This is a genomic window from Gluconacetobacter sacchari (genome assembly GCF_014174255.1).
Taxonomy (GTDB): domain Bacteria; phylum Pseudomonadota; class Alphaproteobacteria; order Acetobacterales; family Acetobacteraceae; genus Gluconacetobacter; species Gluconacetobacter sacchari.
On the sequence record NZ_JABEQJ010000002.1, the window covers coordinates 1 to 24599 of the forward strand.

Sequence of the window (24599 nt, forward strand, 5' to 3'; positions counted from 1 at the left end):
CTGATCACGCTCGGCGCGCTGGAGGCCGTGCTGCGCGCCGAGGGCCATGCGCCGCCGGCGGGGGCGGCCATCGAGGCCGCGCGGGCCGTCTACGAGGCCGCGTCGTGAGCGGGCGGATGGCCCGTGCCGCGTCGGCCGGCGGCATGGGTTCGTTTTCGGTGTCATTATAATTTCAAGATCAATCGGGCTTTCGCTGCTCTAGCTTCCGCCGACCTCTCTCCGTGGCGGGGAACGGGGATTCGTTCGTGCGGGAAGATCGGGATGCCTCCTTCGGATGACGAGCGGATCGCCTGGGTCGCCAGCCAGGTGCTGCCGCACGAAGCGGCGCTGAGGACGTGGCTGCGCCGATTTCGCGACATCGATATCGACGATATCGTCCAGGACAGCTACGCGGCGATGATCACGGCCGATATCGCCGGGATCCGTAATCCACGAGCATATCTGTTTACCGTCGCCCGCAGCGTGGTGCTGCGCCATTACCGGCGCGCGCGCATTATTTCCATCACCACCCTGACGGATTTCGACGCGCGAAGCATCATGGATGAGGGGGCCGACGCCGAGCGGACCTTCGGCGCCCGGCAGGAGCTGGCGCGTCTTTACACATTCATCGAGGAGCTACCGCAGCGTTGTCGCCACATTCTCCTGCACCGCAAGATCGACGGATTGTCCCAGCGCGAGGTCGCGCAGCGTCTGGGCGTGTCGGAAAGCGTGGTCGAAAAGCAACTGGCCAGGGCGCTGCGCGCGCTCGACGCCCTGTTCGGCGAGACCGGCGCGGAGCGGCGGCCGGCTGATGGCGGGCCCGTTCGCGCGGCGCGGCGACGCGATGCCGGAAAATCCTGAAAGGCGCGCCCATCCGGTCGATGAGGCGGCATTCGACTGGGTGCTCCGGCTGGACCGGGGCGCGCTGGCGCCCTCGGACGCGGCGGATCTGGACGCATGGCTGAAGGCGGACAGCCGGCATCGGGGCGCGTTTCTGCGGGCGAGGGCGTTGTGGCGCTCGGCCGATCGCGTGGCGGCTTTTCGCGGCGGCGCCGGCGCGGTGCCGGAGGCGGAACCCGCGCCGTGCCGCGCCATGGGGCGGCGGCGGATGGTGGCGTCGGCCGCGGCGGTGCTTGCGGCCGGCGTGGTGCTGGGGGCGACGGCCGGGCCTGGCGAGGCGCGTGAGCCGGCGCGCTTCTTCCGTTCGGGCTGCGAATTGCCGCGGCCGGTGCGGCTGGCCGGCGGGACGTTCCGCCTCGATCGGACATCGCAGCTTGTCTGCCTGATGCGGGGTGGGCGGATCTACGGCGATCTGCTGGGTGGGCGTGTGCGGGTCGACTGGCGGCAGGGACCGATGTCGGTGCGGGCGGGGGGCGTGGAGATCGACACCGTCGCGGCGTCGTTCGTGATGCGATGCGATCGTGACGGGCAGAGCGTGCTGCTGCTGGAGGGAAGTGCCCGGCTGCGGGATGTGGCCGGAGGCGGGACGCACATGCTGCGCCGGGCGCAATGGGCGCGGCTGGCGCCCACGGGCCGGTGGGAAACCGGGAGCCTGAGCGCGGACGACCTGGATTATGTCTCCGCCTGGAGCCATGGCAGGCTGGAATTGCGCGCCGCTTCGGTCGCCGAGGCGATCGGGACGATCAATCTCTATAACGACACCCACATTCATGTGGCCGATGCGACGCTCGCGCGCCAGCGGATCGACGGCATTTTTTCGCTGACCGATCCGGAGACGTTCGCCCGCAGCCTTTGCCGCATGTTCCATGCCCGGCTGGTGACGTCGGCCCATGGGCTGGAACTGCGCTGACGGGCGGATGCGTTTTTTGCGCGGGCCAGCGTCTGTCAGAAAAGCTTAATAAAAATAAAGGAGTTTCTGGAGGGGGATTTTTCGCGCCCCGGTCTCAAGTAAGGAAACGTATCATTGGTGGATATGAAAGACCATGTCGCATTCATCGTTTCCCCATGCCCGCTTCGTTGCGGCGCTGCTTGCAAGCACCGGTATCGCGCTGAGTCTTTCGCCTGCTTCCGCCCATGCCCAGGCACGCCGGTTCGATATCGACAGCATGCCGGTTTCCCGCGCCGCGATCGTTTATGGGCGGCAGGTGAACATGCAGATCATGCTGCGGGAAAAATCGGCGCGGAATATTCAGGCCCATGCCGTCCACGGGGTGATGAGCGACGAGCAGGCCCTGTCGCGGCTTCTGGCGGGGACCGGGCTGGTCGTGCAGTCGCGGCATGATTCGGTGCTGATTTTGACGCCGGGGCATCGGGGGGTGTCGGTACAGCCGGCCGGCGAGCGGATCGTGGTTTCCGCGACCCATGACACGATGCTGACCAAGCGGACGAGCGATCAGATCTTCGATACGCTGAGCGCCGAGCAGATCCGCTCGGCGCCGGACCTGACGGTCGTCGAGGCGGCGCGGCGGATGGTGGGTATTTCCACCCTGCCGAGCCAGAATGACGGCCGGTCCGATAACCAGATGGAAAACGTCACCATTCGCGGACTGGACAATTCCTATAACCTGATCACGCTGGATGGGGCGCAACTGGCCTCGGCGGACAATGTCTATTCGCCGCAGCGTGGCATGCGGCTCGACCTGATCCCGTCCTCGCTGGTGGGGGAGTTGCAGATTCTCAAGACGATCGATGCCTATGACGATCCGCAGGGCCTGGGCGGGCAGGTCCACATGCTGTCGAAGAATGCCTACGAATATGGTAATTCCGCCGATATCCAGTTGCTCGGCGGGTGGAGCAACAGGGCGGGTACCGTCGTCGCGCCCCGCCGCGAGGATTGGCGCGTGGATGGAACGATCACGCGCGTCTTCGGCGGGAACCGGCAGTTCGGCCTTGTGCTGGCCGGGGGGTATCAGGAACTCAACTCGGCGGCGCATGCCATTCTGCCCGGTGACTCGGCGGGGGATGGATGGACCTATTACGGGGCGTCGGGTGCCGCGCAGGGCAGTTCCATCAATACCGACGCGGCCGCCCATGCCCCCGGTGCCGCCGCCGTGCCGGTGCGGGTGCAGGATTATGCGTTCGACGATGCCTACAGGCGCTACAGCCTGAACGGGAAATTCCAGTGGCGGCCGACATCGCGCCTCTCCATGGCCGTGGCGGGCGGCTATTTCCATGCCGTGGACCAGGAAGTGCGCAACGAGGCGCTTTCGATGCCGTCGGGCAACTGGATCGCGGGGGCGACCCCCGATACCGGCACGCTGACGCAGGGGCAGTATCAGTTCGGCGATTCGGTCCAGCCGGAAGTGCATCGGACCTTCTATGTAAACGGCACGCTTCATTACGACATCACGAACCGTATGAAGCTGGACCTGGTGGCCGCGGACTCGGAGGCCTGGGACCATCTGTCGGACTGGATGTTCAAGTGGAATACCGGCATGAAATACAGCAATACCGGAAATTCGGAAGACAAGACCAGTTATTCGCCGCTCTATGGGTATAATTATACGGTCAATGACGGGGCGCCTTCGATTTATCTCAACGATCTGGCGGCGGCGAACACCCTGAGCAATTACGGGCCGCGCTATTTCAGGGATTATGAGTATGCGCTGCGCACCAAGCTGCGATTTCTGCGTGGCGACTGGCACTGGGACCTGGGGCGCGGCTTCTGGCTGGGGGCGGGGGCGACGCAGACCATGACCAACGTGCAGCATACGGAAACCTATGATGACTGGGCGCCGCTGGCAGGGAATGCCCCGCAGGAGATCGGCAACCTCGGGGGGTACATCACGGGCCGCACCGGCGAGGTGACGTCCGCGCCGGGGCTGACCTATTATTATGTCGATCCGGTCAAGGCGCATGCCATCCTGACCGGGCGGCCGGACCTGTTTCGCAAGCTCGACGAGACGCCGGTCAACAAGGAATCCTATTATCATCTGATGGAATCCATCACGGCGCTGTATTTCCAGACCGGATGGCGGAACGACTGGTTTGCGATCCATGGCGGTTTCCGCTGGGATCATACGTTTCTGAACGTCGCCAACATCAATGCCGTCAGCACGGGAGGCGCGACGCAATATCTGCCGCAGACCCGCACGGCGCAGTACGATTACCTGCTGCCTTCGGTGCTGACGACGTTCTCGATCACGCCGCGGATGAAGGTCCGGGCGGATTTTACCGAGTCCATGGGGCGGCCGAACTATAACCAGATCGGGGGTGCGACCACGACGTCGGAAAGCAACGGCACCTATACGATCTCGCAGGGCAATTCGAACCTGAAGCCGCTGCATTCATGGAATTATGATCTGGCCTACGAATGGTATCCGGGACGCGATACGCTGGTCTCGCTCGGCCTGTTCTACAAGGATATCCATGACTCGATCTATACCCGCAACACGCTGGGGGAAGCGACGCTGAACGGCATCACGGAGCAGGCGATCGTGTCGCAGCCGCTCAACGCGTCCGGCGCGGGGCTGCGCGGGCTGGAGATGCAACTGGTGCGGGAGAAATTCGGTTTTCTGCCGGCCGTGCTGAGGAATTTCGGCGTTTCGTTCAATGCGACCTTTCTACAGGGCTGGTTCGATGAGCAGATGAGCGACGGTTCCGAGCGGCGCATGGGCGGATTGGCGAACCAGCCCCGCCATATCTACAACGCGTCCCTGCTCTATTCGGACCGGAACCTCGAAGCGCGCTTCGCCTATAATCTGACGGGAAAATATCTGTATTACACCTCGGGCACGGCCAGTTGGCTCGATATGTGGATGCAGCCGCGCGCGCAGATCGACATGCAAGTGAGCTATCATGTCAATCGGTGGATGTCGGTGACCGGGCAGGTGCAGAACCTGACCGATGCGGGCTACCAGACCCGGATGGGGCCAAGCGCCAACCTGATCCAGGACATGCATCCGGTGGGCCGGACCGTCTGGTTCGGTATCCGCTTCCAGCCCAGACTGTGAGGATCGGCATGTCATTTCGGGACTGTCGCCGGGTGATGGCGGCCGCGCTGGCGGCCTCCTGGACCGCCGGGCCGGTAGATGCGGCGGAGCCCGCCCCGCCGATGCCCGAAATCGTGCGGGTGGTCGCGGCGCCGGAGGCGACGCAGGGTGTGACCGACGATGCGGCGTTTCTCTATGCCGTGCAGAACGGGCGCATCGGTCGATATAGCCGGGCGACGGGGGAGCGTGTCGGGTCGTGGCAGGGCGACCCGGCGCTTTACATCCACATCAACAGTTGCCGGGCGATGGATGGCGAACTGGTCTGTGCGATGTCGAACTATCCGGAAACGCCGATGACCAGTTCGGTCGAATGGTTCGACGCGCGGACGATGCGGCATGTGCGGTCGCACAGTTTCGGCCCGGGGCTGGGGTCGCTGACCTGGATCGACTGGCATGGCGGAAGCTGGTGGGCCTGCTTCGCCAATTACGACGGCGAGGGCGGCGAGGCGCCGCGCGACCATCGCGCGACCGTGCTGGTGCGGATGGATTCGCATTTCGTGCGCCAGGAGGCGTGGCTGTTTCCGCGGGACGTGCTGGAGCGGTTCGGCCACTACAGCGCGTCAGGCGGGCGATGGGGGGCGGATGGCCGGCTTTACGTCACCGGGCACGACCGCGCGGAACTCTATGTCCTGGCCCTGCCGGAGGCGGGGGGGCGCCTTGTCCATGTCGACACCATGGCCCTGCCGACCAATGGCCAGGCGTTCGACTGGGACGTGCTGCGCCCCGGCCATGTCTGGACCATCGATCGCCGGCATGCGGCCATGGTCGAGAGCGTGCTGCCGCCGGCCGGCGCTAGCCGTGCCGGACCCTGGCGATCGTCGCCTTGAGTTCGTCGTAATCCACCGCGCCGGGAATGACGGTGCGGGCGTCGAAGATGAAGGTGGGCGTGCCTTCCATATGGATCGCCTCGGCCAGTTGCGCGTTGGCGCGCAGGGTCGCGGCGACGGCGGGACCGGCCATGTCCGCCACCAGGCGGTCGGCGTCGAGCCCGGCCTGCTTCGCCAGCAGGCGGATGCGGGCGGTGTCGGGGTGCGTGGTGTCGGTCATGACCGCGTGCTGCATGCGGAAATAGGCGTCCTGCCCGCCCTGCAACGCGGCGGCGGCGATGGCCTGGGCGGTCAGCAGGCTGGCCGGGCCCAGCACCGCCACCACTTTTTCCACGATCCGGACATCGGGATCGTCATGCACCAGGCGGTCCAGGTCGGGCAGGACCTTGCGGCAGTAGGGGCAGCGCGGGTCGTAGAACTCGACCACCGTCATGCGCGCGTGCGGCGCGCCCAGGATGGCGTCGGTCGGGGCCGGGGCCATCAGTGCCGCGCGGTTGGCGACCAGCGCGTCGCGGGTGCGGGACTGTTCCTGCGCCTCGGCCCCCGCGCGAAGGGCGGTGATCGCGTCGGTCAGGATCGTGGGGTCGGTCTTGAGCGCGTCGCGGACGATGGCGACGATTTCCTTGCGCTGGGCGGGGGTGAAGCCGCCATCGTCGGCATGGGCGGCGGAGGAGGCCGGGGCGGCAGCGGCCAGGGCCAGCATGACGCCGATGCCACCGCAGAGGATGGTGCGGAGCCGGGTGGGGCTGCGGGACGGGAGAAATGGCAAGGGCGGCCTCCGGCTCGGGTTCCGTATCGGGGCTGTCTGTAGAGCAGAACGGGGCGGCGCGGAAGGGTGCCGGGGGAGAAGGCGAGTTGCCGATGGCCCGGAAGACCGCTAATTCCCGATAGCCCGGTGGTTTCGCGCCTGGCATGCGGCGGCAATGGAGAATCTGTGCGTGCGTGAACGTCCCCTGAACCACCCGTTGCGTCGTTGCGGGGCCTTGCTGCTGTCCACGGTCATGGCCGCGGCGCTTGGCGGTTGTTCGGTCAAGACATTCAACGACCCGGTGGGGCAGGTCAGCCACGTTCTGTTCGGCGGCGGGGACAATGCCGCGAAGGGACCGACCTACCTGACCGGCTATATCGGCAATGTCGTGTCGGACGAGCCGCAATCCGCCATGGTCGCCCGCGACGTGCTGGCGCGGGGCGGCAATGCCGCCGACGCGGCGGCGGCGCTGGGCATGTCGCTGGCGATCACGCTGCCGTCGCGGGCCTCGCTGGGCGGGGGGGGCGCCTGCCTGGCGTGGCGGCCCGGCGATTCCGGCGGCGCGCGGGCGTTCCTGTTCCTGCCGGTTGCCGGATCGACGACGCCGGAGCCGGGTGGCGCGCCGGTCGACCGCCCGGCGGCGGCGCCGACGCTGGCGCGCGGGCTGTACCTGATGCATCTGCGCTATGGCAGCGTGGCGTTCGCCGAGACGCTGACGCCGGCGCTGGACCTGGCGCGGGGCGGGATTTCGGTCAGCCGGGCGCTGGCCACCGACCTGGCGGCCGTCCAGGGGCCGCTGCTGGCCGACCCCGGGGCCGCGGCGATCTTCAGCCGGGGGGACGGCAAGGTGCTGGCGGAAGGCGACAGCCTGGTACAGCCGCGCCTGGCCGGGGTGCTGGAGCAGATTCGCAGCATGGGCGTGGGCGACCTGTATAACGGGGCGCTGGCGCGCTCGTTCGTCGCCGGCAGCCAGGGCGCGGGCGGCGGCCTGACGATGGCGGACCTGCGCGGGGCCGTGCCGGTCGAGACCGATCCGCTGACCGTGCGCGCGGGGGACGTGACGGTGAGCTTCCTGCCGCCGCCCGCCGATGGCGGACTGGGCAGCGCGGTCGCGTTTCGCGCGCTGAACGCGGGCGGGCGGGGCGATCGTGTCGGGCAGTCGGTGGTTGCCGCCTGGCGCGCGCAGGCGGCCGGCGCGCGACCCGGCGCCGAACTGGTGGCCCGTGCCCAGGCACTGGTCGATTCCGGCACGGTGCCCTCGGGGGGGAGCCTGCCGCATCTACCGGCCTCGACCTCCTTCGCGGTGGTCGACCGGCATGGCGAGGCGGTGGCGTGCAGCCTGACGATGGACAACCTGTTCGGTATCGGCCGCGTCGCCGGCAGCACCGGCATCGTGATGGGGGCGTCGCCGCGCCGCCTGCCGCCGCCGCTGCTGACCGCTGCGATCGCCAGCGTGGGCAGCCGCTTCCGGGCCGCGGTGACGGGATCGGGACAGAATGACGCGGCCGACGCGGTCGCGGCCGAGATGAAGCAGGTTCTGGCGGGCGAAAGGCCGGGCGCGCGGCCGGTGACGGCGGATGGCCGCATCAATGCGATTTCCTGCCCGGAGGGGCTGCCGGGCGGCGAGGGCAGTTGCGCCGGCGGCACCGATGCGCGGTCGGCCGGCCTGTCGCTGGGGTCGGACTGAGGGAGCCGGCCGGGGGCTTGCGCGGCCGCTTGTGGGTGATCATGTTTTGTTCTAGTTTTTAGGGAGTCGGGGCCGTCGGGGCGTGGCGGATGGACCCTGGGATTTTCATGACATTGGAACGGGATTGAGGGCGATGGCGCAGGCACCGGGCATTGACAAGAGCAAGGCGCTGGAAGGCGCGCTGAGCCAGATCGAACGTGCGTTCGGCAAGGGATCGGTGATGCGCCTGGGCCAGCGGCCCAACGAGGCGGCGGACGTGATTTCCTCCGGCTCGCTGGGGCTGGATATCGCGCTGGGCATCGGCGGCCTGCCGCGTGGCCGCATCGTCGAGATCTACGGGCCCGAAAGCTCGGGCAAGACCACGCTGGCGCTGCATGCGATCGCGGAAGCCCAGAAGAAGGGCGGTGTCTGCGCGTTCATCGACGCCGAGCACGCGCTGGACCCCGGCTATGCCCGCAAGCTGGGGGTCGATGTCGACAACCTGCTGATCAGCCAGCCCGACGCGGGCGAGCAGGCGCTGGAGATCGCCGATACGCTGGTGCGCTCGGGCGCCATCGACGTGCTGGTGGTGGACAGTGTCGCGGCGCTGGTGCCGCGCGCCGAACTGGAAGGCGACATGGGCGACAGCCATGTCGGCCTGCATGCCAGGCTGATGAGCCAGGCGCTGCGGAAGCTGACCGGCACGGTCTCGCGCTCCAACACCATGATGATCTTCCTCAACCAGATCCGCCTGAAGATCGGTGTCATGTTCGGCAGCCCGGAGACGACGACGGGCGGCAATGCGCTGAAATTCTATGCCTCGGTGCGCCTGGACATCCGCCGCATCGGACAGATCAAGGACAAGGACGAGGTCGTGGGCAACCAGACCCGCGTCAAGGTGGTCAAGAACAAGATGGCCCCCCCGTTCCGCCAGGTCGAGTTCGACATCGTGTATGGCGAGGGGATCAGCAAGATGGGCGAGCTGATCGACCTGGGCGTGAAGGCGGGCATCGTCGAGAAATCGGGGGCATGGTTCTCGTACGACAGCCAGCGGATCGGGCAGGGGCGGGAGAATTCCAAGCAGTTCCTGCGCGACCACCCCGAGATGGCGGCCGATATCGAGCGCCGGGTGCGCGAACAGGCGGGCGTGGTGGCCGAAGCGATGCTGGTATCCCCCGGTGAACAGGATCTTGCCGAATCCGAGTGACCGGCGCGGGGCGCGGGGCCGGCTGCCCGGGGCGTACGTCCCGGGATTGCTGGTTCTGCTGGCTGGCCTGGCGGCCTGTGCGCCCAAGCGGCCGGAGGGGGATTCGATCGACGTGCCGCCCCTGACGCTGTTCAGCGGTCAGGAACGGCCGGGCGCGGCCAAGACCGCGTCGGCCGGACAGGCGGGGCGCGACGGATCGCAGCCCATGTCGGCCGCGCCGGCCGGGCGGCAGCCCGACTACCAGCCGCTGCCCGATGCCTTCGGCATGCAGATGATCGCCTCGGGCTTCGATGCCAATGCCGCCGGCGATGACGGGCAGAAGGAAGATGCGGAGCATTACGTCATTCCCGACACGCAGGTCAGCTACGGCGCGCGGAACCGGGGGCAGACGACGTACGGGCGATAGGGCGATCGGTGCCTCGTTCAGGGGCGTTCTGTCACGTCTCTGTCATGAGGGCGGCGGAAAATGGCGGGTTTCCGCCTTTTTTTGATGGTGGAGGGCCGGCGGGGCGTGGGGTCTACTGGATCGCGCCGATCGTTGGTGTTACGCCGCGCTGAACGAGACCGGAGATGGCGGTCGATAATGGTGGTCCTTCCGGGGGAAGCGGATTCATGACGGTTGGCACGAAACCCCGCTTCGTCCGTGCGGTCCGGACCTAGATCGTGATGCTCCGGGCGCCTCCGTGGGGGGCGGTGTCGGGTGACGGCGATCCGCCGCTGCCTTATCTGACGTTTTCGCGCGCCGAGTGGGCGGCGTTGCGGGCCAATGTGCCGCTGTCGCTGTCCGAGGACGATATCGCCGCGCTGCGGGGCCGCAACGAGCCCGTGTCGCTGGCCGACATCACCGAGGTCTATCTGCCGCTGTCGCGCCTGCTCAACCTGTATGTCATGGCCTCGCGCGGCCTGAACAGCATGGTCGAGAGCGCGTTCCTGGGTTGTCCGCGCATTTCGGTGCCGTTCATTATCGGCATCGCCGGCAGCGTGGGCGTGGGCAAGAGCACCTTCGCGCGGCTGCTCCAGGCCGTGCTGTCGCGCTGGCCGGACCATCCGCGCGTCGACCTGGTGACGACGGACGGGTTCCTGCTGCCGACGCGGGTTCTGGAAGAGCGCGGCCTGATGCAGCGCAAGGGCTTTCCCGAGAGCTACGATCTGCGGCGGATGATCGGCTTCCTGGCCGCCGTGAAGGCGGGCGAGCGCTTGCAGGACGTGCCGCTATATTCGCACGAGGCCTATGACATCGTGCCCGACTGCTTCCAGACGGTGGACCGACCGGATATCCTGATCTTCGAGGGGCTGAACGTGTTGCAGACCGGTACCGACCGGTCGATGGTGGCGTCGGATTACTTCGATTTCTCGATCTATCTCGACGCGGCCACCAGCGATATCGAATCGTGGTATGTGGACCGCTTCAAGCTGTTGCAGCGGACGGCGTTCCGGAAGCCGACTTCCTATTTCCATCATTATGCCGACCTGACGCCGCTGGAGGCCGAGGGGATCGCGGGGCAGATCTGGAACCGGATCAACCTGCCCAACCTGGAAGCCAATATCCTGCCGACCCGTGAGCGGGCGCGGCTGATCCTGCGCAAGGAGCGGTCGCACGCCATCGACGAGGTTCGTCTGCGCTATCTCTGACGGTGCCGCCGCGATCATGGCGCGGCGATGCCCAAAGTGGTGATGCCCAAGGTGGCGATACCCAGGGCGGCGAGGCGGGCGCGAACCTGTTCCAGCAGGGCGGGATCGCCATCCGGGCCGAGGGGGGCCAGGGTGCGCTCCATGGCCAGCAGGACGTCCGACGTCGCGTCGCCGGCCGCGCGCCGCCACCAGGCGAGGGCTGGGGCGCGCTCGCCCATCGCCAGCAGCGCCGATGCGTAATTATGCTGCCCGCGATAATCGCCGCCCTCGGCCGAGCGGCGATACCAGGCGAGGGCGGCGGCCGGGTCGCGCTCGGTGTGCCAGCCTTCCTCGGTGAAGCGGGCGACGAGGTTGATGGACTTGGCGTGGCCACGGTCGGCCGCGCTGCGGAACAGTGCCAGCGCGCGGGGCAGGTCGGCCGGCATGCCGATGCCGCGCATGGTCATGATGCCAAGATTGTAGCACCCCCAGAGATCGCCCAGCCGCGCCGCCGTGGCGTAGCTGGCGGCGGCGGCCTGGAGATCGACCGGGCCGCCCCAGCCGAAATGATGGCAGCGGCCCAGCATATTATGGGCCGGAGCGTAGCCGGCGGAGGCCGCGATTTCGTACCACCGCCGGGCCTGCCGGGGGTCGGGCGGCACATGGATGCTGTCGAGCAGGATATCGCCCCAGCGCACCTGGTCGGGAAGGTGGCCCTGGGCCGCGCGGTTGCGGATCTCCGCGATGATGTCGGGCAGGGCGGGGGCGGCTGCCCCGCCGCGCCGGCGTCGGGTGGCGACGGTCTTCAGGGCATGGAAAATCCGCATGTGCTGGGAACCCGTGGCGGTCGGTGGTTGGCGGTCGGGGCACCAAACCATTGTCGCGTTATTTATGCAATTGATAATCTATTGCAATATAGCTATGCAGTGTCGTCGCCGTGCCCGGCAGGGTCCCTGGATCGAAAGCGCCATGCTGCTGCATATTCCCGATGTTCTCTCGCCGGATGAACTTCTGCATTGCCGTCGCGCGCTTGCCGATGCGGCCTGGGCGGATGGCCGGGCGACGGCGGGGCCGCAATCGGCGGCGGCCAAGAACAATCTCCAGATTCCGCTGGACCATCCGCTGCATCGGTCGCTCGGCGAGATCGTGCTGCGGGCGCTGGGGCGGAATGCCCTGTTCAACAGCGCGGTCGTGCCGCTGCGTGTCGTGCCGCCGCTGTTCAACCGCTATGACGAGGGCATGTCGTTCGGCGCGCATGTGGACAACGCCATCCGGCCCATTCCCAATTCCGGCGGCATGCGGATCCGCACCGATGTGTCCTCGACGCTCTTCCTGACCGGACCCGACGATTATGACGGGGGGGAACTGCGGATCCATGATGCGTCGGGCGTGCAGGAGATCAAGCTGCCGGCCGGGGACATGATCGTCTACGATACCACGGTGCTGCATGAGGTGGCCCCGATCACGCGCGGCAGCCGGTGGGCGTCGTTCTTCTGGACCCAGTCGATGGTCCGCGACGTGGAGCGGCGGCGGATCCTGTTCGACCTGGATCGCACGATCATGGACCTGCGCGCGCGCCTGGCGGATGACGATGCCGCCGTGCTGGAACTGGTGAACTGTTATCATAACCTCATGCGCCAATGGTGCGAACTCTGACGCCTGGCCGGTCGTCGCCCCGCCTCGCCGCGCGGGAAGCGGACCAGACATTCTTTGTCGCGAACGAGTTTCTTGACGCCTGTATCGACGATGAAACATACATCGCGAATGCGAATAGTTCGCATTGTTATATCCGGCATTGAGGATCTTCGGCGAATGGGTGTCACTGGAAAATGGCGTGTGGCGCGGCAGGTGACCCCCCCGCGTGGTCAGGCCCTGTGTGGCCTGGCGATGGCGGTGATCGGCACCCCGGGATGGGCCGCGACGCCGGCCTCGCCGCCGCCGGATGCGCGGACCGGCGAGGACGGGAAGAAGGCGCGCGAGGACCGGCCCGCGCCCCGGCACGAGCATATCGAAGTGGTAGGCCAATGGCATGAGATGTCGCCGAAATTCACGGCATCGCTGCTGGACACGCCCAAGAGCGTTTCGATCATCTCGCGCCAGTTGCTGACCCAGACCGCGTCCAACACGCTGGCCGACGCGCTGCGCAATGTGCCCGGGATCACGATGGGGGCCGGGGAGGGGGGCAACCCTGTGGGCGACCGGCCGTTCCTGCGCGGGTTCGACGCGCAGTCGAGCACCTTCGTCGACGGGTTGCGCGATGTCGGCGCGCAGTCGCGCGAGACGTTCAACGTGGAGTCGATCGAGGTCGTCAAGGGCGATACGGGCTCGATCGCCGGGCGGGGCGGAGCCGGCGGCGCGATCCTGATCAACAGCAAGATGCCGACGCTGAAGAACGTGGTCGATGCCAATCTCGGCTTCGGCAATGCCGACTACAAGCGCGGCACCTTCGACGGCAACTGGCGGATCGCGGATAGCGGGGCGTTTCGCCTGAACCTGATGGGCGACGACCAGGGCGTGGCCGGGCGCGGGCCCACCCATTATCGGCGTTTCGGCGTGGCGCCGTCGGTGGCGTTCGGGCTGGGTACCCCCAACCGCGTCACCGTGATGTATTACCACATGCAGAACGACGACCTGCCCGATGTCGGCATTCCGTACAACAACCCGGCCTTCAACGCGCGGTCGGACGGCGCGAGGCGGGTGATGGCGACGGGCAGCGGCGCGCCGGTCAAGGTGCCGTTCGATACCTGGTACGGGCTGGAGAATCGCGATGCCAACCAGGACGGCATCGATATGGGCACGCTGCGGCTGGAGCATGATTTCAGCAGCACGCTGCATCTGCGCAATACCACGCGCTATTCGGAAACGACGCAGAACGACCGCTGGACGATGCCCGACGACAGCCAGGGCAACATCTATTACGGCTATGTGTATCGTCGTCTGAACAGCCGGCTCTCGACCTTCGATACCGCGACCAACCAGACCGATTTCTACGGATCGTTCGATCTCGCGGGATTCAGGAACCAGTTCGCCACCGGCGCGGAGTTCACGCGCGAGCAGGGCAAGAACGACAATTACACCGCCTATGTCGACGGGCAGAACGTGGGGGCGGGGACCAGTTTCACGCGGTGCGCGACCGCCCTGGCCTTTTCGTCGGGCACCTGCACCTCGCTGCTCGACCCGAACCCGAGCCAGGTATGGTCGGGCGACCTGAAACATACGGGCAAGCCGAACAGCACGCGGTTCGACACCAAGGCGGTCTATCTGTTCGACACGATCACGCTGCTGAGGCAGCTCCAGGCCAATGTCGGCGTGCGCTACGACAATGTGCAGAGCACCTATCGCGCGGCGGCGGCCGAATATGGACGCGGCGACAATCTGTTCACCTACCAGGGCGCGCTGGTCTACAAGCCGCGCTCCAATGGGACGCTCTACGCATCCTATGCCACCTCGGCGATTCCGCCCGGCAATTCGGTCGGCCAGGGATCGGACGATATCGGCCTGGGGGCCGACCGGACGGGCAATGTCGGCGCGGTGCTGAAGCCCGAGCGGGACCGCACGATCGAAGTCGGCACCAAATGGAACGTGCTGCATAACCGGCTGCTGGTCAGCGGCGCGCTGTTCCAGATCGATGCCACCAACTTCAAGATCTCCACCCCGACGGGCGGGATCGACAATGGCGGGACCAAGCGCGTCCGGGGCTTCGAGGTCGGGCTGAACGGGCAGATCACCCGCGACTGGGCGATCAATGCCGGGTACAGCTATCTGGACGCGCGGCTGGTCAGGGCCGGTGGGGCCGGTGCCGCGAACGGGCTGATGGACGGGCGCCGCGCGCCGAACACGCCGGCGAACAGCCTGGCGCTATGGACGACCTATCGCATCGTCGCGCCGGTGACCGTGGGAGCGGGCGTCTATTACATGAGCCGGGTCTACGGCACCGATTCGCCGACCGTGCCGAAATTCGTCCCCGGCTACTGGCGGTTCGATTTCATGGCCACCTACAAGTTCATGCGGCATTACAGCCTGCAACTGAACATGCAGAACCTGACCAACCAGCGCTATTTCACCCAGGCCTACACCACGCACTACGCGACGCAGGCGCCGGGCCGGACGGCGCTGGTCAACCTGAACGTCCATTTCTGACCGGCGGGGCGGCCATGCCGAACGCGGCGGCCGGTGTCGCGACGATCTGCGACCTTGCCGGCGGCGGGCTGGCCGGGGCGCAGCTCGCGCTGGGGCAGATCCTGCTGGATGGGGTTCTGCTGCCGCGCGACGCGGGGGCCGCCCTGGGCTGGTTTCTGGCGGCGGCGCGGCAGGGCGACGCCATGGGGTGCAACATGGTCGGGCGCTGCTGCGAGCTGGGGTGGGGCATGCCGGCCGCCCCGGCCGAGGCGTTGCGCTGGTATCGCCGCGCCGCCTGTGCCGGGCTGGACTGGGGCATGTATAATTACGCCACCGGCCTGACCCTGGGCTGGGACGGCCAGCCGGACCATGCGCGGGCGCTGGCATGGCTGCGCCGCGCCGCCGCGCGCGGGCACTGCAAGTCGTTCAACCTCATCGGCGGCTTTTATGAAGATGGATGGGCGGTGCCGCGCGACCGCGCCCAGGCCCGGGCATGGTATGCCCGGGCCGCCGAGGGGGGCGATTTCCGCGGGCATTTCAATCTCGGCCGCTTTCTGCTGGCCGAGGGCCGGCCGGAGCGGGCGCGGCGGCATTTCGAGGCCGCCCGCCGGACCGCGACGCCGGCCTTTCTGGCCCGCATGGACCGGTTTCTCGCGGAGGCGGGCGACCGGGGCGGTCAGGCGGTCTGTTTGGCCGCGATCAGTTCGCGGTAGATGCCGAGATAATCCTCGGCCATCCGCCGGGCGGTGAAGCGCTGTTCGAATCGCTGGCGGATGCGGTCGGCATGCAGCTCGGGCAGGCGGGCGCAGGCGGTGACCGCCTCGTGCTCGTTATCCACGATCAGGCCGGTCAGCCCGTCTTCCAGCACCTCGGGGACCGACCCGCGACGGAAGGCGACGACCGGCGTGCCGCAGGCCATGGCCTCGATCATCACCAGGCCGAACGGCTCGGGCCAGTCGATCGGCATCAGCAGCGCCCGCGCGCCGGACAGGAAGGCGGGCTTCTGCCGGTCGTTGATCTCGCCGATCAGTTCCACGCCCTCGCCCAGCATCGGCACGATCTCGCGCTCGAAATATTCGGCGTCCACTTTGTCGATCTTGGCGGCGATCTTGAGCGGCACGCCGAGGGCGCGGGCGATGCGGATTGCCTTGTCCACGCCTTTTTCCGGGCAGATCCTGCCTAGGAAGGCGAAATAGTCGCGCGGGCCGGGCTGCGGCGTCAGCAGTTTTTCCGGCAGGCCGTGCAGCACGGTCCGCACGTAATGGGCCTGGGGCAGCGGCAGGCGCTGGTTGTTGGAGATCGAGACGACCGGCACCCGGGGAAAGGCATCGAAGACCGGTTGCAGCTCCATCAGGTCCAGCCGGCCGTGCATGGTCGTCAGCATCGGCGTCTTCTGGCGGCTGAAATAGGTGAAGGGCCAGTAATCCATGTGGAAATGCAGGATATCGAACTGCTCCGCCATCCGCGCGACCTGCTCCATCATCAGCATGTGCGGCGCGATCGGGTCGCGAATCGCCGGGTCGAGGCGGAGCGCCTGCGGCCAGCAGGGGGTCAGCCGGGCGGAGGTCACGCTGTCGCCGCTGGCGAACAGGGTCACGTCATGGCCCATGGAAGTCAGTTCTTCCGTCAGGAACGACACGACGCGCTCGGTTCCGCCATATAATTTGGGGGGGACGGCTTCGTGGAGCGGCGCGATCTGGGCGATACGCATGGGGCTGGTCACTTCTTTCTTCCGCATGGGTGGACGAGGGATGCTAGCGTGCGATCAGGAAACGGCAAATCGATGGCATGTCGGAGCGGGGATCCGGCTACCGGGTGGAACGAAGCGGGATCGCGGATGTTCCATTCCGTGGGCGGGACCGCCCGGCGTCCGCGGGGAAGGGTAGCGAGAGCCTATCTTTCCTCCCCCCGATCCGGATAGATAATCATTTCAAGGTGTGGAACTTTCCGCGCGCCACGACGACCGGAGCGACCCGGCAGCAGAGAGGGCAGCCGATTTTGACGACTGATATCGAGACCACCATTTCAGACGATCAGTTGGTTCATTACGTGGGCCGGCCGCTTTCCTTCATCTTTCGCTATGCGCGGCGTCATGCCCTTCTGCATGCCGTGATCTTCCTTTCGGTCATGGCGGCCGTCGCCTGCACGGTCGGCGCCACGTATGCCACGCGATTCCTGGTCGATACCATGACCGCGCACGGTGTGGGAGACATGCATCCGGTCTGGAACGCGGTGGCGATCCTGGTCGTGGTCATCGCCTGCGACAACATGTCCTGGCGCGTGGCGGGGTGGTTCGCGACCTATGCCTTCGTCGACATGACCGGCGACGTGCGGCGCGACCTGTTCCGCTACCTGACCGGCCATTCCGCCAGCTATTTCGCCGACCGGATGTCGGGCGCGATGGCCGCGCGCATTTCGACCTCCGCCATGTCGGTGTTCACGCTGGAGAACCTGGCGGCGTGGAACGTGCTGCCGCCCTGCCTGAACGTGGCGCTGTCGGTCGGGCTGCTGCTGACGATCAGCCCGGTGATGGCGGGGGTGATCGTGGCGCTGTCGGCCGCGCTGTGCCTGCTGATGTTCCGCATGGCAGCCGGCGGGCGGGGCCTGCACCAGCATTATGCCGCCGAGGCCGCGCGGGTGGACGGCGAAATGCTGGATATCGTCAATAATATCTCGCTGGTCCGCTCGTTCGGCATGACGCGGTACGAGCGCCTGCGGCTGGGCGAGACCATGCGCCAGGAGATGGGCGCGCGCGGCCGGTCGCTGCGCTACATGGAAAAGCTGCGGCTGGTCCATGCCGTGCTGACGGCGGTGCTGACGGCGGGGCTGCTGTTCTGGGTGGTCATGCTGTGGCATCTGGGCCGGGCCAGCATCGGCGACGTGGTGATGGTGGCCAATCTGGGCTTCATGATCCTGCACGGCACCCGCGACCTGGCCGTGGCGCTGGTGGAGACCATCCAGCATGTCGCCCGGCTGGACGAGGCGCTGTCGGCGATCCTGGTGCCTCACGAGATGGTCGATTCGCACGATTCGCGCGGCTTCGCCGGCCCGGTGCGCGGCGAGGTCGCGTTTCGCGACGTGATGTTCGCCTATCCGGGTGGCAAGCCGGTGCTGTCGCATTTCAACCTGGTGGTCGCCGCCGGGACCCGGGTGGGGCTGATCGGGCGGTCCGGATCGGGCAAGAGCACGATCCTGGCCCTGATCCAGCGCCTGCGCTACGTGCAGGGCGGCGCGGTCGAGATCGACGGGGTCGACCTGCGCGACCTGGACGAGAAGAGCCTGCGGGCCTGCATGTCGGTGGTGCCGCAGGAGGTGTCGCTGCTGCGGCGGTCGGTGATGGAGAATATCCGCTATGGCCGGCCCGACGCGACGGATGACGAGGTGATCGCGGCCTCGATCGCCGCGGGATGCCGCGATTTCATCGACGCGATGCCCGAGGGGTTCCGGACCGAGGTCGGGGACCGCGGCGTCAAGCTGTCGGGCGGCCAGCGGCAGCGGATCGCGATTGCCCGGGCCTTTCTGCGCAATGCGCCGATCCTGATCCTGGACGAGGCCACCAGCGCGCTGGACAGCGAGAGCGAGCAGCGCGTGCAGGAGGCGCTGGACCGGCTGAAGGTCGGGCGGACCGTGATCGCGGTGGCGCATCGCCTGTCCACGCTGCGCGATTTCGACCGCATCGTGGTGATGGATCATGGCCGGATCGTGCAGGACGGCCCCGTCAACGTGCTGGAACGCACCGCCGGCCCCTATCGCGACTTCCTGGCCCATCAGTCCATGTTCATCGAAGGCGCCGCATGACAGCGGAGCGTGCCGGCGACGGCCCGGAGGACGGGATGCCGCGCGGGGTGACGGAGGGGAACCGGCGGGCGCTGAGCGCCGAAGCCTATGACTATATTCGCAGCGGCCTGATCCGCAGCCGCTATCGGGTGGGCCAGCGGCTGGTGCTGCGCCCGCTGGCCGCCGAACTGGGATTGAGCCCCACGCCGGTCCGCGAAGCCCTGCTGCGGCTGGTGTCGGAACAGGCGCTGGAACTGAACGACCGCAATACGGCGGTGGTGCCGGACATCACCCCGGCCAGTTTTCGCGAGATCCATCGGCTGCGCGTCGATCTGGAAAGCCGGCTGATCCAGGCGGCGGCCCTGCGCGCCACGGAGGACGAGCTGGAGGGGCTGGCGGGCCTGCATGCGCGCTTCCAGGAGGCCTGCGCGCGGCAGGATGACGGCATGATGGCGGCGGGGAATGCCGATTTCCATGCCATGCTGGCGACCATGGCCGACCTGCCGCTGACGGCGAATATCCTGCATAACCTGTGGACGCGGATCGGGCCGCTCTATGCCCTGGCGCGCACCGCGCCGCCGGCGCGCCCGCCCGGGATGCCGCACCCGCATGACGCTCTGATCGCCGCGCTGCGCGCGCATGACCCGGATGCCGCGACGCGCGCGCTGATCGGCGATGCGGACTATGCCCGAAGCTGGATCGAGCCGCTGCTGTCGCAGGGGGCGGGGCAAGACGGCCCGTGACGGGGAGAGCCCGCGGCGCTCCCGCTGGACCGGCCCCGGCTGACGGCCGCCTGTTCAGGCGGTCCTGGCCACGGGCTTCGTTTCGGGGACCTCGATGTCGATTTCCAGCATCGAGACGCCGGCGCCGCGATCCATCTTGATCTGCACCTTGTCCTGATCGACCGAGATGTGCCGTTTGATGACCTCCAGGATTTCTTCCTGGAGCCTGGCGATCAGTTCCGACTGGCCTTCGCCGGCGCGTTCGTGCGCCAGCAGGATCTGCAGGCGGTCACGGGCGATGGGGGCCGACGTCTTGCGTCCGAACAGTGAGGTCAGAAAACTCATGCGACACTCCGCTTGAACAGCCAGTCGAACAGGCCCTTGCGTTCGGTCGGCACGCTGACATCCAGTGTCTCGCCTTCCAGGCGGCGCACCGCTTCGAAATAGGCGCGGGACGGCGCACTGGTCGGATTGGACAACGTGACCGGCATGCCGAGGTTCGATGCGCGCAGCACTTCCTCGCTTTCCGGAATGATGCCCAGCAGCGGAATCGAGAGGATTTCCAGCACGTCCTCGGTGCGCAGCATTTCACCGCGCGCCGCGCGCGCCGGGTCGTAGCGCGTCAGCAGCAGGTGCTTGTCGATCTTCTCGCCTTTCTTGGCGCGCTCGGTGGTGCTGTCCAGCATGCCGATGATGCGGTCGCTGTCACGCACCGACGAGACCTCGGGGTTGGTCACCACCACCGCCTGGTCGGCGTGATACATCGCGAGCTGCGCGCCGCGCTCGATCCCGGCCGGGCTGTCGCAGATCACCCAGTCGAATTTCTCGCGCAGTTCCTCGATGACCCTCGCGACGCCCTCGGGGGTGAGGGCGTCCTTGTCGCGGGTCTGCGACGCGGGGAGAATCGACAGGGTCTCCACGCGCTTGTCGCGGATCAGCGCCTGCGCCAGCTTGGCGTCGCCCTGCACGACGTTGATCAGGTCGAAGACCACGCGGCGTTCGGCGCCCATCACCAGGTCCAGATTGCGCAGTCCGACATCGAAATCGACGACGACGACGTTCTTCCCGGTCTGGGCCAGTGCCGCGCCGAGGGCAGCGGTCGATGTGGTCTTGCCCACACCGCCCTTACCCGAAGTGACAACCAGCACCTTGGCCATATGCGTGTTTCCTTATGTCCGGCTTCGCCATCCTGTGGCGTCGTCTTGATACGAATCTAGTGGCGGAAATATGGTGAGGGCAACGGGAAAGCGGCCCTGAGTCAATTCAGCGACCGGACGACCATCGTATCGTCCTCCAGCATCGCCTGGGCAGGGCGGCCGTGGAGGGCCGGCGCGATCTCCTCGGCGATCATGTAATAGCCGTCGATTGCAAGAAGTTCCGCCTTCATCACGGCCGCGAAGATCCGCGCCCCGGTCTGCCCGCCCATGCCGGCGATCGCCCGCCCGCGCAGCGTGCCGTAGACATGGACCGATCCGCCGGCCGAGATCTCGGCCCCCGAGGCCACCGAGCCGACGACGACCACATCGCCTTCGGGATGCAGGACCGACTGTCCGGAGCGTATCGGGCCTTCGACGATCAGCGCGGGGGCCGACATGGGCGGGGCGGGCGCGGCGCCCGGTGCCTCCGCCGCGTCCTCGTCCGGCAGTTCCACCGTGCCGGCGGCGCGGCCGCCCTCGAACGCGATCGGCCAGTCCCATTCCGCCAGCGCGGGCCATGCCGGGTCGGCGCCCTCGATGCCGATGACCCGGACCCCGCGTTCCAGCAGGGCCGGATAGAAGCTGGCCAGTCCCTCGGCGTCGCCCGACAACAGGCCCAGGTCGAGGATGACCGGCTTGCCGACGAAGAAGGAGGGCGAGCGGGCGATCTGGGCGTCCAGCCCGCGCAGCCAGTCATCCAGTTCGGCCTCGGGGGACAGCACCAGCGCCAGGAAGGAGCGGCCGCGGGCGCGGATGCGGGGAAGCGGGCGGGGGGCGTCGGACAAGGGCGTCAGGGACCTTCGCGTTGCGGGGAAGGAAACTCGTTCCAGCTACCGTGAGAACGGGGCGCTGTCGAGCGATCCGCGCGAGGCGGCATCGATTTCCTGCATGGCATGCGGCGGGCCTTGGCGGCGCGCCGCGGGATGGCATAAAGTGCGACGATGCGTATCCTCTATCATCTTCCCTTATCGCCTTATTGCCGCAAGGTTCGCCTCGTCCTGGGCGAGAAGCGGCTGCCGTTCGAACTGATGATGGAACGGGTATGGGAACGTCGGCCCGATTACCTGGCCGCCAATCCGGCCGCGACCGTGCCGATGCTGGTCGAGGAAAACGGGCTGTCGATTCCCGATTCGTCGGTGATCTGCGAATATCTGGAAGAGGCCTATCCCGATACTCCGCTGCTGGGCCGCACGCTGGCCGAGCGGGTCGAGGTCCGGCGGCTGGTTGCCTGGTTCGACGAGAAATTCGCCGGCGAGGTCACGGAGAACCTGCTGCATGAGAAGGTGATGAAGCGGATTTCCGGGCGCGGCAACCCGGACGGCAATGCGCTGCGGGCGGGCTATGCCAATATCCGCTATCACATGTCCTATCTCGACTGGCTGGCCGAGACGCGGAAATGGCTGGCGGGGCCGACCCTTTCGCTGGCCGATTTCGCTGCCGCGTCGCATCTGTCCTGTCTGGATTTCATCAACGACGTGGACTGGAGCAAGGCGCCGGCGGCCAAGGACTGGTACGCGCGGATGAAGTCCCGCCCGTGCTTCCGCGCGCTGCTGAACGACCGGGTGACGGGGATCGTGCCGCCGGACCATTACGCCGACCTCGATTTCTGATCGCGCGGTGCCCATGACGATCGAGACCGACGCCATCGTGCTGGGCGCCGGGGCGGCCGGGCTGATGACGGCGCTGGCCGCCGGCCGGCGCGGGCGGCGGGTGGTCGTGCTGGACCATGCGGCCGAGGCCGGGCGCAAGATCCTGATTTCGGGTGGCGGGCGGTGCAATTTCACCAACCTGGATACCGATCCGGCACGGTTCCTGTCCGGTAATCCGCATTTCGCCAAATCGGCGCTGGCGCGTTTCCGGCCGGCCGACTTTCTGGAGATGATCGGGCGCCACGGAATCGCCTGGCATGAAAAGACGCTGGGGCAATTATTCTGCGACGGGTCGGCGCGCCAGGTGGTGGCCATGCTGCTGGCGGAATGCGCGGCGGGGGAGGTGGATATCCGCCTGTCGCACCGGGTCGTGGGCGTGAGCGGTGGCGAGGGATTTCGGGTCGAAACCGATCGGGGAGTGTTTCGCGCGCCGGCGCTGGTGCTGGCGACCGGTGGGCTGTCGATCCCGCGCATGGGGGCCTCCGGGCTTTCGCACGGGCTGGCGCGCCAGTTCGGGCTGCGGGTGACGCCCACGGCCCCGGCCCTGGTACCCCTGACGCTGGATGCGGCGGATGGCGGGTGGATGCGCGACCTGGCCGGGGTGTCGCTGGAGGTGCTGGCGCAATGCGGGGGCGCGCGGTTTCGCGAGGCGATGCTGTTGACCCATCGGGGCCTGTCCGGGCCGGCGATCCTCCAGGTTTCGTCCTATTGGGAGGCTGGCCGGGCGATCAGCCTGAATCTGCTGCCCGGGTGCGATGCCGGCGCCGTGCTGCGCGAGGCGAAGCGCCGGCGGCCACGGGTCGAGGGGCGGACGCTGCTGGCCGGCGTGCTGCCGCAGCGGCTTGCCCAGGCGCTGGCGGCGCGGCATCTGCCGGAGGGCCCGGTGGGCGAGATGCCCGACGCGGTGCTGAACCGGCTGGGCCAGATCCTGTCCGGCTGGCGGCTGGTGCCGGCGGGGAGCGAGGGTTATGCCAAGGCCGAGGTGACGCGCGGCGGGATCGATACGCGCGACCTGTCGTCGCGCACCATGGCGGCGCGGACGGTGCCCGGCCTGTATGCGGTGGGCGAGGCGGTGGACGTGACAGGCTGGCTGGGCGGCTATAATTTCCAGTGGGCGTGGGCCAGCGGGCAGGCGGCCGGACGGGCGATCGCCGGCGACGCGGGCTGATCGCCGGCCAGGCAACCACCCGGTCCCGCCGGCCGTTCAGCATGTGCATGTTCGAAGGAATGGAGGACGCAATGGCGACCTATCGTATCGCGCGCCGCTTCGTCGCGACGGGACGGGCGATCCTGCTCCTGTCCGGCCTGGCGGTCGTGGCCGCCGGCTGCCAGGGAGTGCCGCAGGCCTACCAGCCGCCGCCGGGGACGCCGATCGCCGGGTATGGCTATCTTTGCAAGGCCGGTGTCTATAGCTGCCACCTGCCGACGCAGGTGCCGCTGGGCGCCACATGTTCCTGCCCCGGGCTGGGGGCGCCGTCCTACGGGCTGGTGTATTAGAGGTTCCCGGCGCGTCGCACGGAGGGGAAGGGGTGCGTCCTTCCCCTGCCGCGCGGTGTCGGCTTACGGGGTCAGGACCGCGCAGGCGACCCGGTCGCCCGAGCCGCCGATCGGCTGGGTCTGGTAGTCGTCGGGTTTGGCGTGGATGACCAGCGACGAGCCGTCCTGGTCGATCAGGGCGGGGCGGCCGCCTTCGCCCTTGAAGGACACCAGGGTCGAATAGAGTTCCACCGTCGCGGTGCCGTCGGGGTCGACATGGATGTTCGGCAGGTCGCCGGCATCGTCGGCGTTTGCGTTCAGCAGGCCATGCACCGGCTTGGCGACATCATGCGCGTGGACGTGGCCGCCGGCGCTCTTGAACGTGGGCGGTGTGCAACTGCCCTTTTCGTGGAAATGCACGCCGTGCCAGCCGGGTGCGAGGCCCGTGGCGGTGATGCGCAGGATTACGCCCTTCGGCGCGTCGATGACCTCGACCGTGCCGTGCGCGGCGCCGTCGCTGCCCTTGAGGTCGCCCGTCAGCCGGTCGGCCGCCAGCGCCGAGACGGGCAGGGCGAGCAGCCCCGCGCCGAGTGCCGCCGCCAAAGTCCGGGGTGAAGATGCCATTATCTGCTCCTGTGCGTGCGATGCGCTGAAAACCTAGCAGCGTTCG

The 24599-nt window shown here is 67.7% G+C and carries 23 protein-coding genes; 16 read left to right on the forward strand and 7 right to left on the reverse strand.

The annotated features are described in order from the left end of the window. The first annotated feature begins 261 nt into the window (after positions 1 to 261). From HLH48_RS01740 to HLH48_RS01755, 4 genes are all read left to right on the forward strand, one after another. Positions 262 to 840 carry an RNA polymerase sigma factor gene (locus tag HLH48_RS01740; protein WP_182995791.1) on the forward strand — a complete coding sequence of 193 codons (579 nt, stop codon included), beginning with the start codon at positions 262 to 264 and terminating at the stop codon, positions 838 to 840. Continuing rightward, the gene (locus tag HLH48_RS01745) at positions 791 to 1789 is read left to right on the forward strand and encodes a FecR/PupR family sigma factor regulator (RefSeq protein WP_182995792.1); all 999 of its coding nucleotides are present in this window, start codon (positions 791 to 793) and stop codon (positions 1787 to 1789) included. The genes HLH48_RS01740 and HLH48_RS01745 overlap by 50 nt, the downstream gene beginning before the upstream one ends. Positions 1790 to 1922: 133 nt before the next feature. Continuing rightward, the gene (locus HLH48_RS01750) at positions 1923 to 4892 is read left to right on the forward strand and encodes a TonB-dependent receptor (protein ID WP_182995793.1); all 2970 of its coding nucleotides are present in this window, start codon (positions 1923 to 1925) and stop codon (positions 4890 to 4892) included. An 8-nt stretch (positions 4893 to 4900) separates the two neighbouring features. Then, entirely contained in the window at positions 4901 to 5758 is an 858-nt protein-coding gene (locus tag HLH48_RS01755) for a hypothetical protein (protein WP_182995794.1), read from the forward strand. Here the strand turns inward: HLH48_RS01755 and HLH48_RS01760 are convergent. Further along, positions 5724 to 6461, reverse strand: coding sequence for a DsbA family protein (locus tag HLH48_RS01760; protein ID WP_182996031.1), 738 nt, complete (start codon positions 6459 to 6461; stop codon positions 5724 to 5726). The two genes, HLH48_RS01755 and HLH48_RS01760, sit on opposite strands and share 35 nt — an antisense overlap. A 220-nt stretch (positions 6462 to 6681) precedes the next feature. On the opposite strand from HLH48_RS01760, the gene HLH48_RS01765 reads away from it, so the two are divergent. The 4 genes from HLH48_RS01765 to coaA all read left to right on the forward strand — a co-directional run bounded on the left by HLH48_RS01765 (position 6682) and on the right by coaA (position 11011). Then, positions 6682 to 8193, forward strand: coding sequence for a gamma-glutamyltransferase (locus tag HLH48_RS01765; protein WP_182995795.1), 1512 nt, complete (start codon positions 6682 to 6684; stop codon positions 8191 to 8193). 133 nt (positions 8194 to 8326) lie between these two features. Beyond that, on the forward strand, positions 8327 to 9379 hold the full coding sequence (gene recA / locus HLH48_RS01770; RefSeq protein WP_182995796.1) for a recombinase RecA: 1053 nt from the start codon (positions 8327 to 8329) through the stop codon (positions 9377 to 9379). Continuing rightward, entirely contained in the window at positions 9363 to 9785 is a 423-nt protein-coding gene (locus tag HLH48_RS01775) for a hypothetical protein (RefSeq protein WP_246386713.1), read from the forward strand. The genes recA and HLH48_RS01775 overlap by 17 nt, the downstream gene beginning before the upstream one ends. A 260-nt stretch (positions 9786 to 10045) precedes the next feature. Then, positions 10046 to 11011: a type I pantothenate kinase gene (gene coaA, locus HLH48_RS01780; RefSeq protein WP_182995797.1), complete on the forward strand. Its 966-nt coding sequence runs from the start codon at positions 10046 to 10048 to the stop codon at positions 11009 to 11011. Between the two features lie 14 nt (positions 11012 to 11025). On the opposite strand, the gene HLH48_RS01785 is transcribed toward coaA, so the two are convergent. Continuing rightward, entirely contained in the window at positions 11026 to 11817 is a 792-nt protein-coding gene (locus HLH48_RS01785) for a tetratricopeptide repeat protein (protein ID WP_182995798.1), read from the reverse strand. Positions 11818 to 11959: 142 nt separating this feature from the next. Here HLH48_RS01785 and HLH48_RS01790 point away from each other — a divergent pair, with 142 nt between their 5' ends. The 3 genes from HLH48_RS01790 (at position 11960) to HLH48_RS01800 (ending at position 15822) form a co-directional block, all read left to right on the forward strand. Continuing rightward, on the forward strand, positions 11960 to 12646 hold the full coding sequence (locus HLH48_RS01790; RefSeq protein WP_182995799.1) for a Fe2+-dependent dioxygenase: 687 nt from the start codon (positions 11960 to 11962) through the stop codon (positions 12644 to 12646). Between the two features lie 156 nt (positions 12647 to 12802). Further along, entirely contained in the window at positions 12803 to 15130 is a 2328-nt protein-coding gene (locus tag HLH48_RS01795) for a TonB-dependent receptor (RefSeq protein ID WP_182995800.1), read from the forward strand. A 14-nt stretch (positions 15131 to 15144) separates the two neighbouring features. Beyond that, complete coding sequence (locus HLH48_RS01800) at positions 15145 to 15822, forward strand: tetratricopeptide repeat protein (protein WP_182995801.1); 678 nt, start codon at positions 15145 to 15147, stop codon at positions 15820 to 15822. Here the strand turns inward: HLH48_RS01800 and HLH48_RS01805 are convergent. Beyond that, positions 15786 to 16820 carry a glycosyltransferase family 4 protein gene (locus tag HLH48_RS01805; RefSeq protein ID WP_182996033.1) on the reverse strand — a complete coding sequence of 345 codons (1035 nt, stop codon included), beginning with the start codon at positions 16818 to 16820 and terminating at the stop codon, positions 15786 to 15788. The genes HLH48_RS01800 and HLH48_RS01805 overlap by 37 nt on opposite strands. A gap of 287 nt (positions 16821 to 17107) precedes the next feature. Here HLH48_RS01805 and HLH48_RS01810 point away from each other — a divergent pair, with 287 nt between their 5' ends. Together HLH48_RS01810 and HLH48_RS01815 are read left to right on the forward strand one after the other, a co-directional pair. Continuing rightward, complete coding sequence (locus HLH48_RS01810) at positions 17108 to 18907, forward strand: ABC transporter ATP-binding protein (RefSeq protein ID WP_182995802.1); 1800 nt, start codon at positions 17108 to 17110, stop codon at positions 18905 to 18907. 35 nt (positions 18908 to 18942) lie between these two features. Beyond that, complete coding sequence (locus tag HLH48_RS01815; RefSeq protein WP_182996034.1) at positions 18943 to 19629, forward strand: GntR family transcriptional regulator; 687 nt, start codon at positions 18943 to 18945, stop codon at positions 19627 to 19629. A gap of 54 nt (positions 19630 to 19683) precedes the next feature. Here the strand turns inward: HLH48_RS01815 and minE are convergent, their stop codons facing one another. From minE to minC, 3 genes are all read right to left on the reverse strand, one after another. Then, a complete protein-coding gene (minE, locus tag HLH48_RS01820) occupies positions 19684 to 19953 on the reverse strand; it encodes a cell division topological specificity factor MinE (protein WP_182995803.1) in 270 nt (89 codons plus the stop codon). After that, a complete protein-coding gene (gene minD, locus HLH48_RS01825) occupies positions 19950 to 20765 on the reverse strand; it encodes a septum site-determining protein MinD (protein ID WP_114727694.1) in 816 nt (271 codons plus the stop codon). Before minD ends, minE begins: the two co-directional genes overlap by 4 nt. A 101-nt stretch (positions 20766 to 20866) precedes the next feature. Beyond that, a complete protein-coding gene (minC, locus tag HLH48_RS01830) occupies positions 20867 to 21589 on the reverse strand; it encodes a septum site-determining protein MinC (protein ID WP_182995804.1) in 723 nt (240 codons plus the stop codon). 156 nt (positions 21590 to 21745) lie between these two features. Between minC and fzlA the strand changes: the two genes are divergently transcribed. The 3 genes from fzlA to HLH48_RS01845 all read left to right on the forward strand — a co-directional run bounded on the left by fzlA (position 21746) and on the right by HLH48_RS01845 (position 23950). Then, positions 21746 to 22414, forward strand: coding sequence for an FtsZ-binding protein FzlA (fzlA, locus tag HLH48_RS01835; RefSeq protein WP_182995805.1), 669 nt, complete (start codon positions 21746 to 21748; stop codon positions 22412 to 22414). A 13-nt stretch (positions 22415 to 22427) separates the two neighbouring features. Continuing rightward, complete coding sequence (locus tag HLH48_RS01840) at positions 22428 to 23621, forward strand: BaiN/RdsA family NAD(P)/FAD-dependent oxidoreductase (protein WP_182995806.1); 1194 nt, start codon at positions 22428 to 22430, stop codon at positions 23619 to 23621. A 71-nt stretch (positions 23622 to 23692) separates the two neighbouring features. Then, the gene (locus tag HLH48_RS01845; RefSeq protein ID WP_182996060.1) at positions 23693 to 23950 is read left to right on the forward strand and encodes a hypothetical protein; all 258 of its coding nucleotides are present in this window, start codon (positions 23693 to 23695) and stop codon (positions 23948 to 23950) included. Between the two features lie 63 nt (positions 23951 to 24013). Here HLH48_RS01845 and sodC read toward each other — a convergent pair whose 3' ends face one another. Further along, positions 24014 to 24553 (reverse strand): superoxide dismutase[Cu-Zn], encoded by a 540-nt coding sequence (gene sodC, locus HLH48_RS01850; RefSeq protein ID WP_182995807.1) that lies wholly within the window; start codon positions 24551 to 24553, stop codon positions 24014 to 24016. Positions 24554 to 24599 lie beyond the last annotated feature (46 nt).

Excerpts from the sequence above, each read along its gene's own strand:
- HLH48_RS01740 (WP_182995791.1), top strand. The coding sequence starts at position 262 with ATGCCTCCTTCGGATGACGAGCGGATCGCCTGGGTCGCCAGCCAGGTG.
- HLH48_RS01745 (WP_182995792.1), top strand. The coding sequence starts at position 791 with ATGGCGGGCCCGTTCGCGCGGCGCGGCGACGCGATGCCGGAAAATCCT.
- HLH48_RS01750 (WP_182995793.1), top strand. The coding sequence starts at position 1,923 with ATGTCGCATTCATCGTTTCCCCATGCCCGCTTCGTTGCGGCGCTGCTT.
- HLH48_RS01755 (WP_182995794.1), top strand. The coding sequence starts at position 4,901 with ATGTCATTTCGGGACTGTCGCCGGGTGATGGCGGCCGCGCTGGCGGCC.
- HLH48_RS01760 (WP_182996031.1), bottom strand. The coding sequence starts at position 6,461 with ATGCTGGCCCTGGCCGCTGCCGCCCCGGCCTCCTCCGCCGCCCATGCC.
- HLH48_RS01765 (WP_182995795.1), top strand. The coding sequence starts at position 6,682 with ATGGAGAATCTGTGCGTGCGTGAACGTCCCCTGAACCACCCGTTGCGT.
- recA (WP_182995796.1), top strand. The coding sequence starts at position 8,327 with ATGGCGCAGGCACCGGGCATTGACAAGAGCAAGGCGCTGGAAGGCGCG.
- coaA (WP_182995797.1), top strand. The coding sequence starts at position 10,046 with ATGCTCCGGGCGCCTCCGTGGGGGGCGGTGTCGGGTGACGGCGATCCG.
- HLH48_RS01785 (WP_182995798.1), bottom strand. The coding sequence starts at position 11,817 with ATGCGGATTTTCCATGCCCTGAAGACCGTCGCCACCCGACGCCGGCGC.
- HLH48_RS01790 (WP_182995799.1), top strand. The coding sequence starts at position 11,960 with ATGCTGCTGCATATTCCCGATGTTCTCTCGCCGGATGAACTTCTGCAT.
- HLH48_RS01795 (WP_182995800.1), top strand. The coding sequence starts at position 12,803 with ATGGGTGTCACTGGAAAATGGCGTGTGGCGCGGCAGGTGACCCCCCCG.
- HLH48_RS01800 (WP_182995801.1), top strand. The coding sequence starts at position 15,145 with ATGCCGAACGCGGCGGCCGGTGTCGCGACGATCTGCGACCTTGCCGGC.
- HLH48_RS01805 (WP_182996033.1), bottom strand. The coding sequence starts at position 16,820 with ATGCGTATCGCCCAGATCGCGCCGCTCCACGAAGCCGTCCCCCCCAAA.
- HLH48_RS01815 (WP_182996034.1), top strand. The coding sequence starts at position 18,943 with ATGCCGCGCGGGGTGACGGAGGGGAACCGGCGGGCGCTGAGCGCCGAA.
- minE (WP_182995803.1), bottom strand. The coding sequence starts at position 19,953 with ATGAGTTTTCTGACCTCACTGTTCGGACGCAAGACGTCGGCCCCCATC.
- minD (WP_114727694.1), bottom strand. The coding sequence starts at position 20,765 with ATGGCCAAGGTGCTGGTTGTCACTTCGGGTAAGGGCGGTGTGGGCAAG.
- fzlA (WP_182995805.1), top strand. The coding sequence starts at position 21,746 with ATGCGTATCCTCTATCATCTTCCCTTATCGCCTTATTGCCGCAAGGTT.
- HLH48_RS01840 (WP_182995806.1), top strand. The coding sequence starts at position 22,428 with ATGACGATCGAGACCGACGCCATCGTGCTGGGCGCCGGGGCGGCCGGG.
- HLH48_RS01845 (WP_182996060.1), top strand. The coding sequence starts at position 23,693 with ATGGCGACCTATCGTATCGCGCGCCGCTTCGTCGCGACGGGACGGGCG.
- sodC (WP_182995807.1), bottom strand. The coding sequence starts at position 24,553 with ATGGCATCTTCACCCCGGACTTTGGCGGCGGCACTCGGCGCGGGGCTG.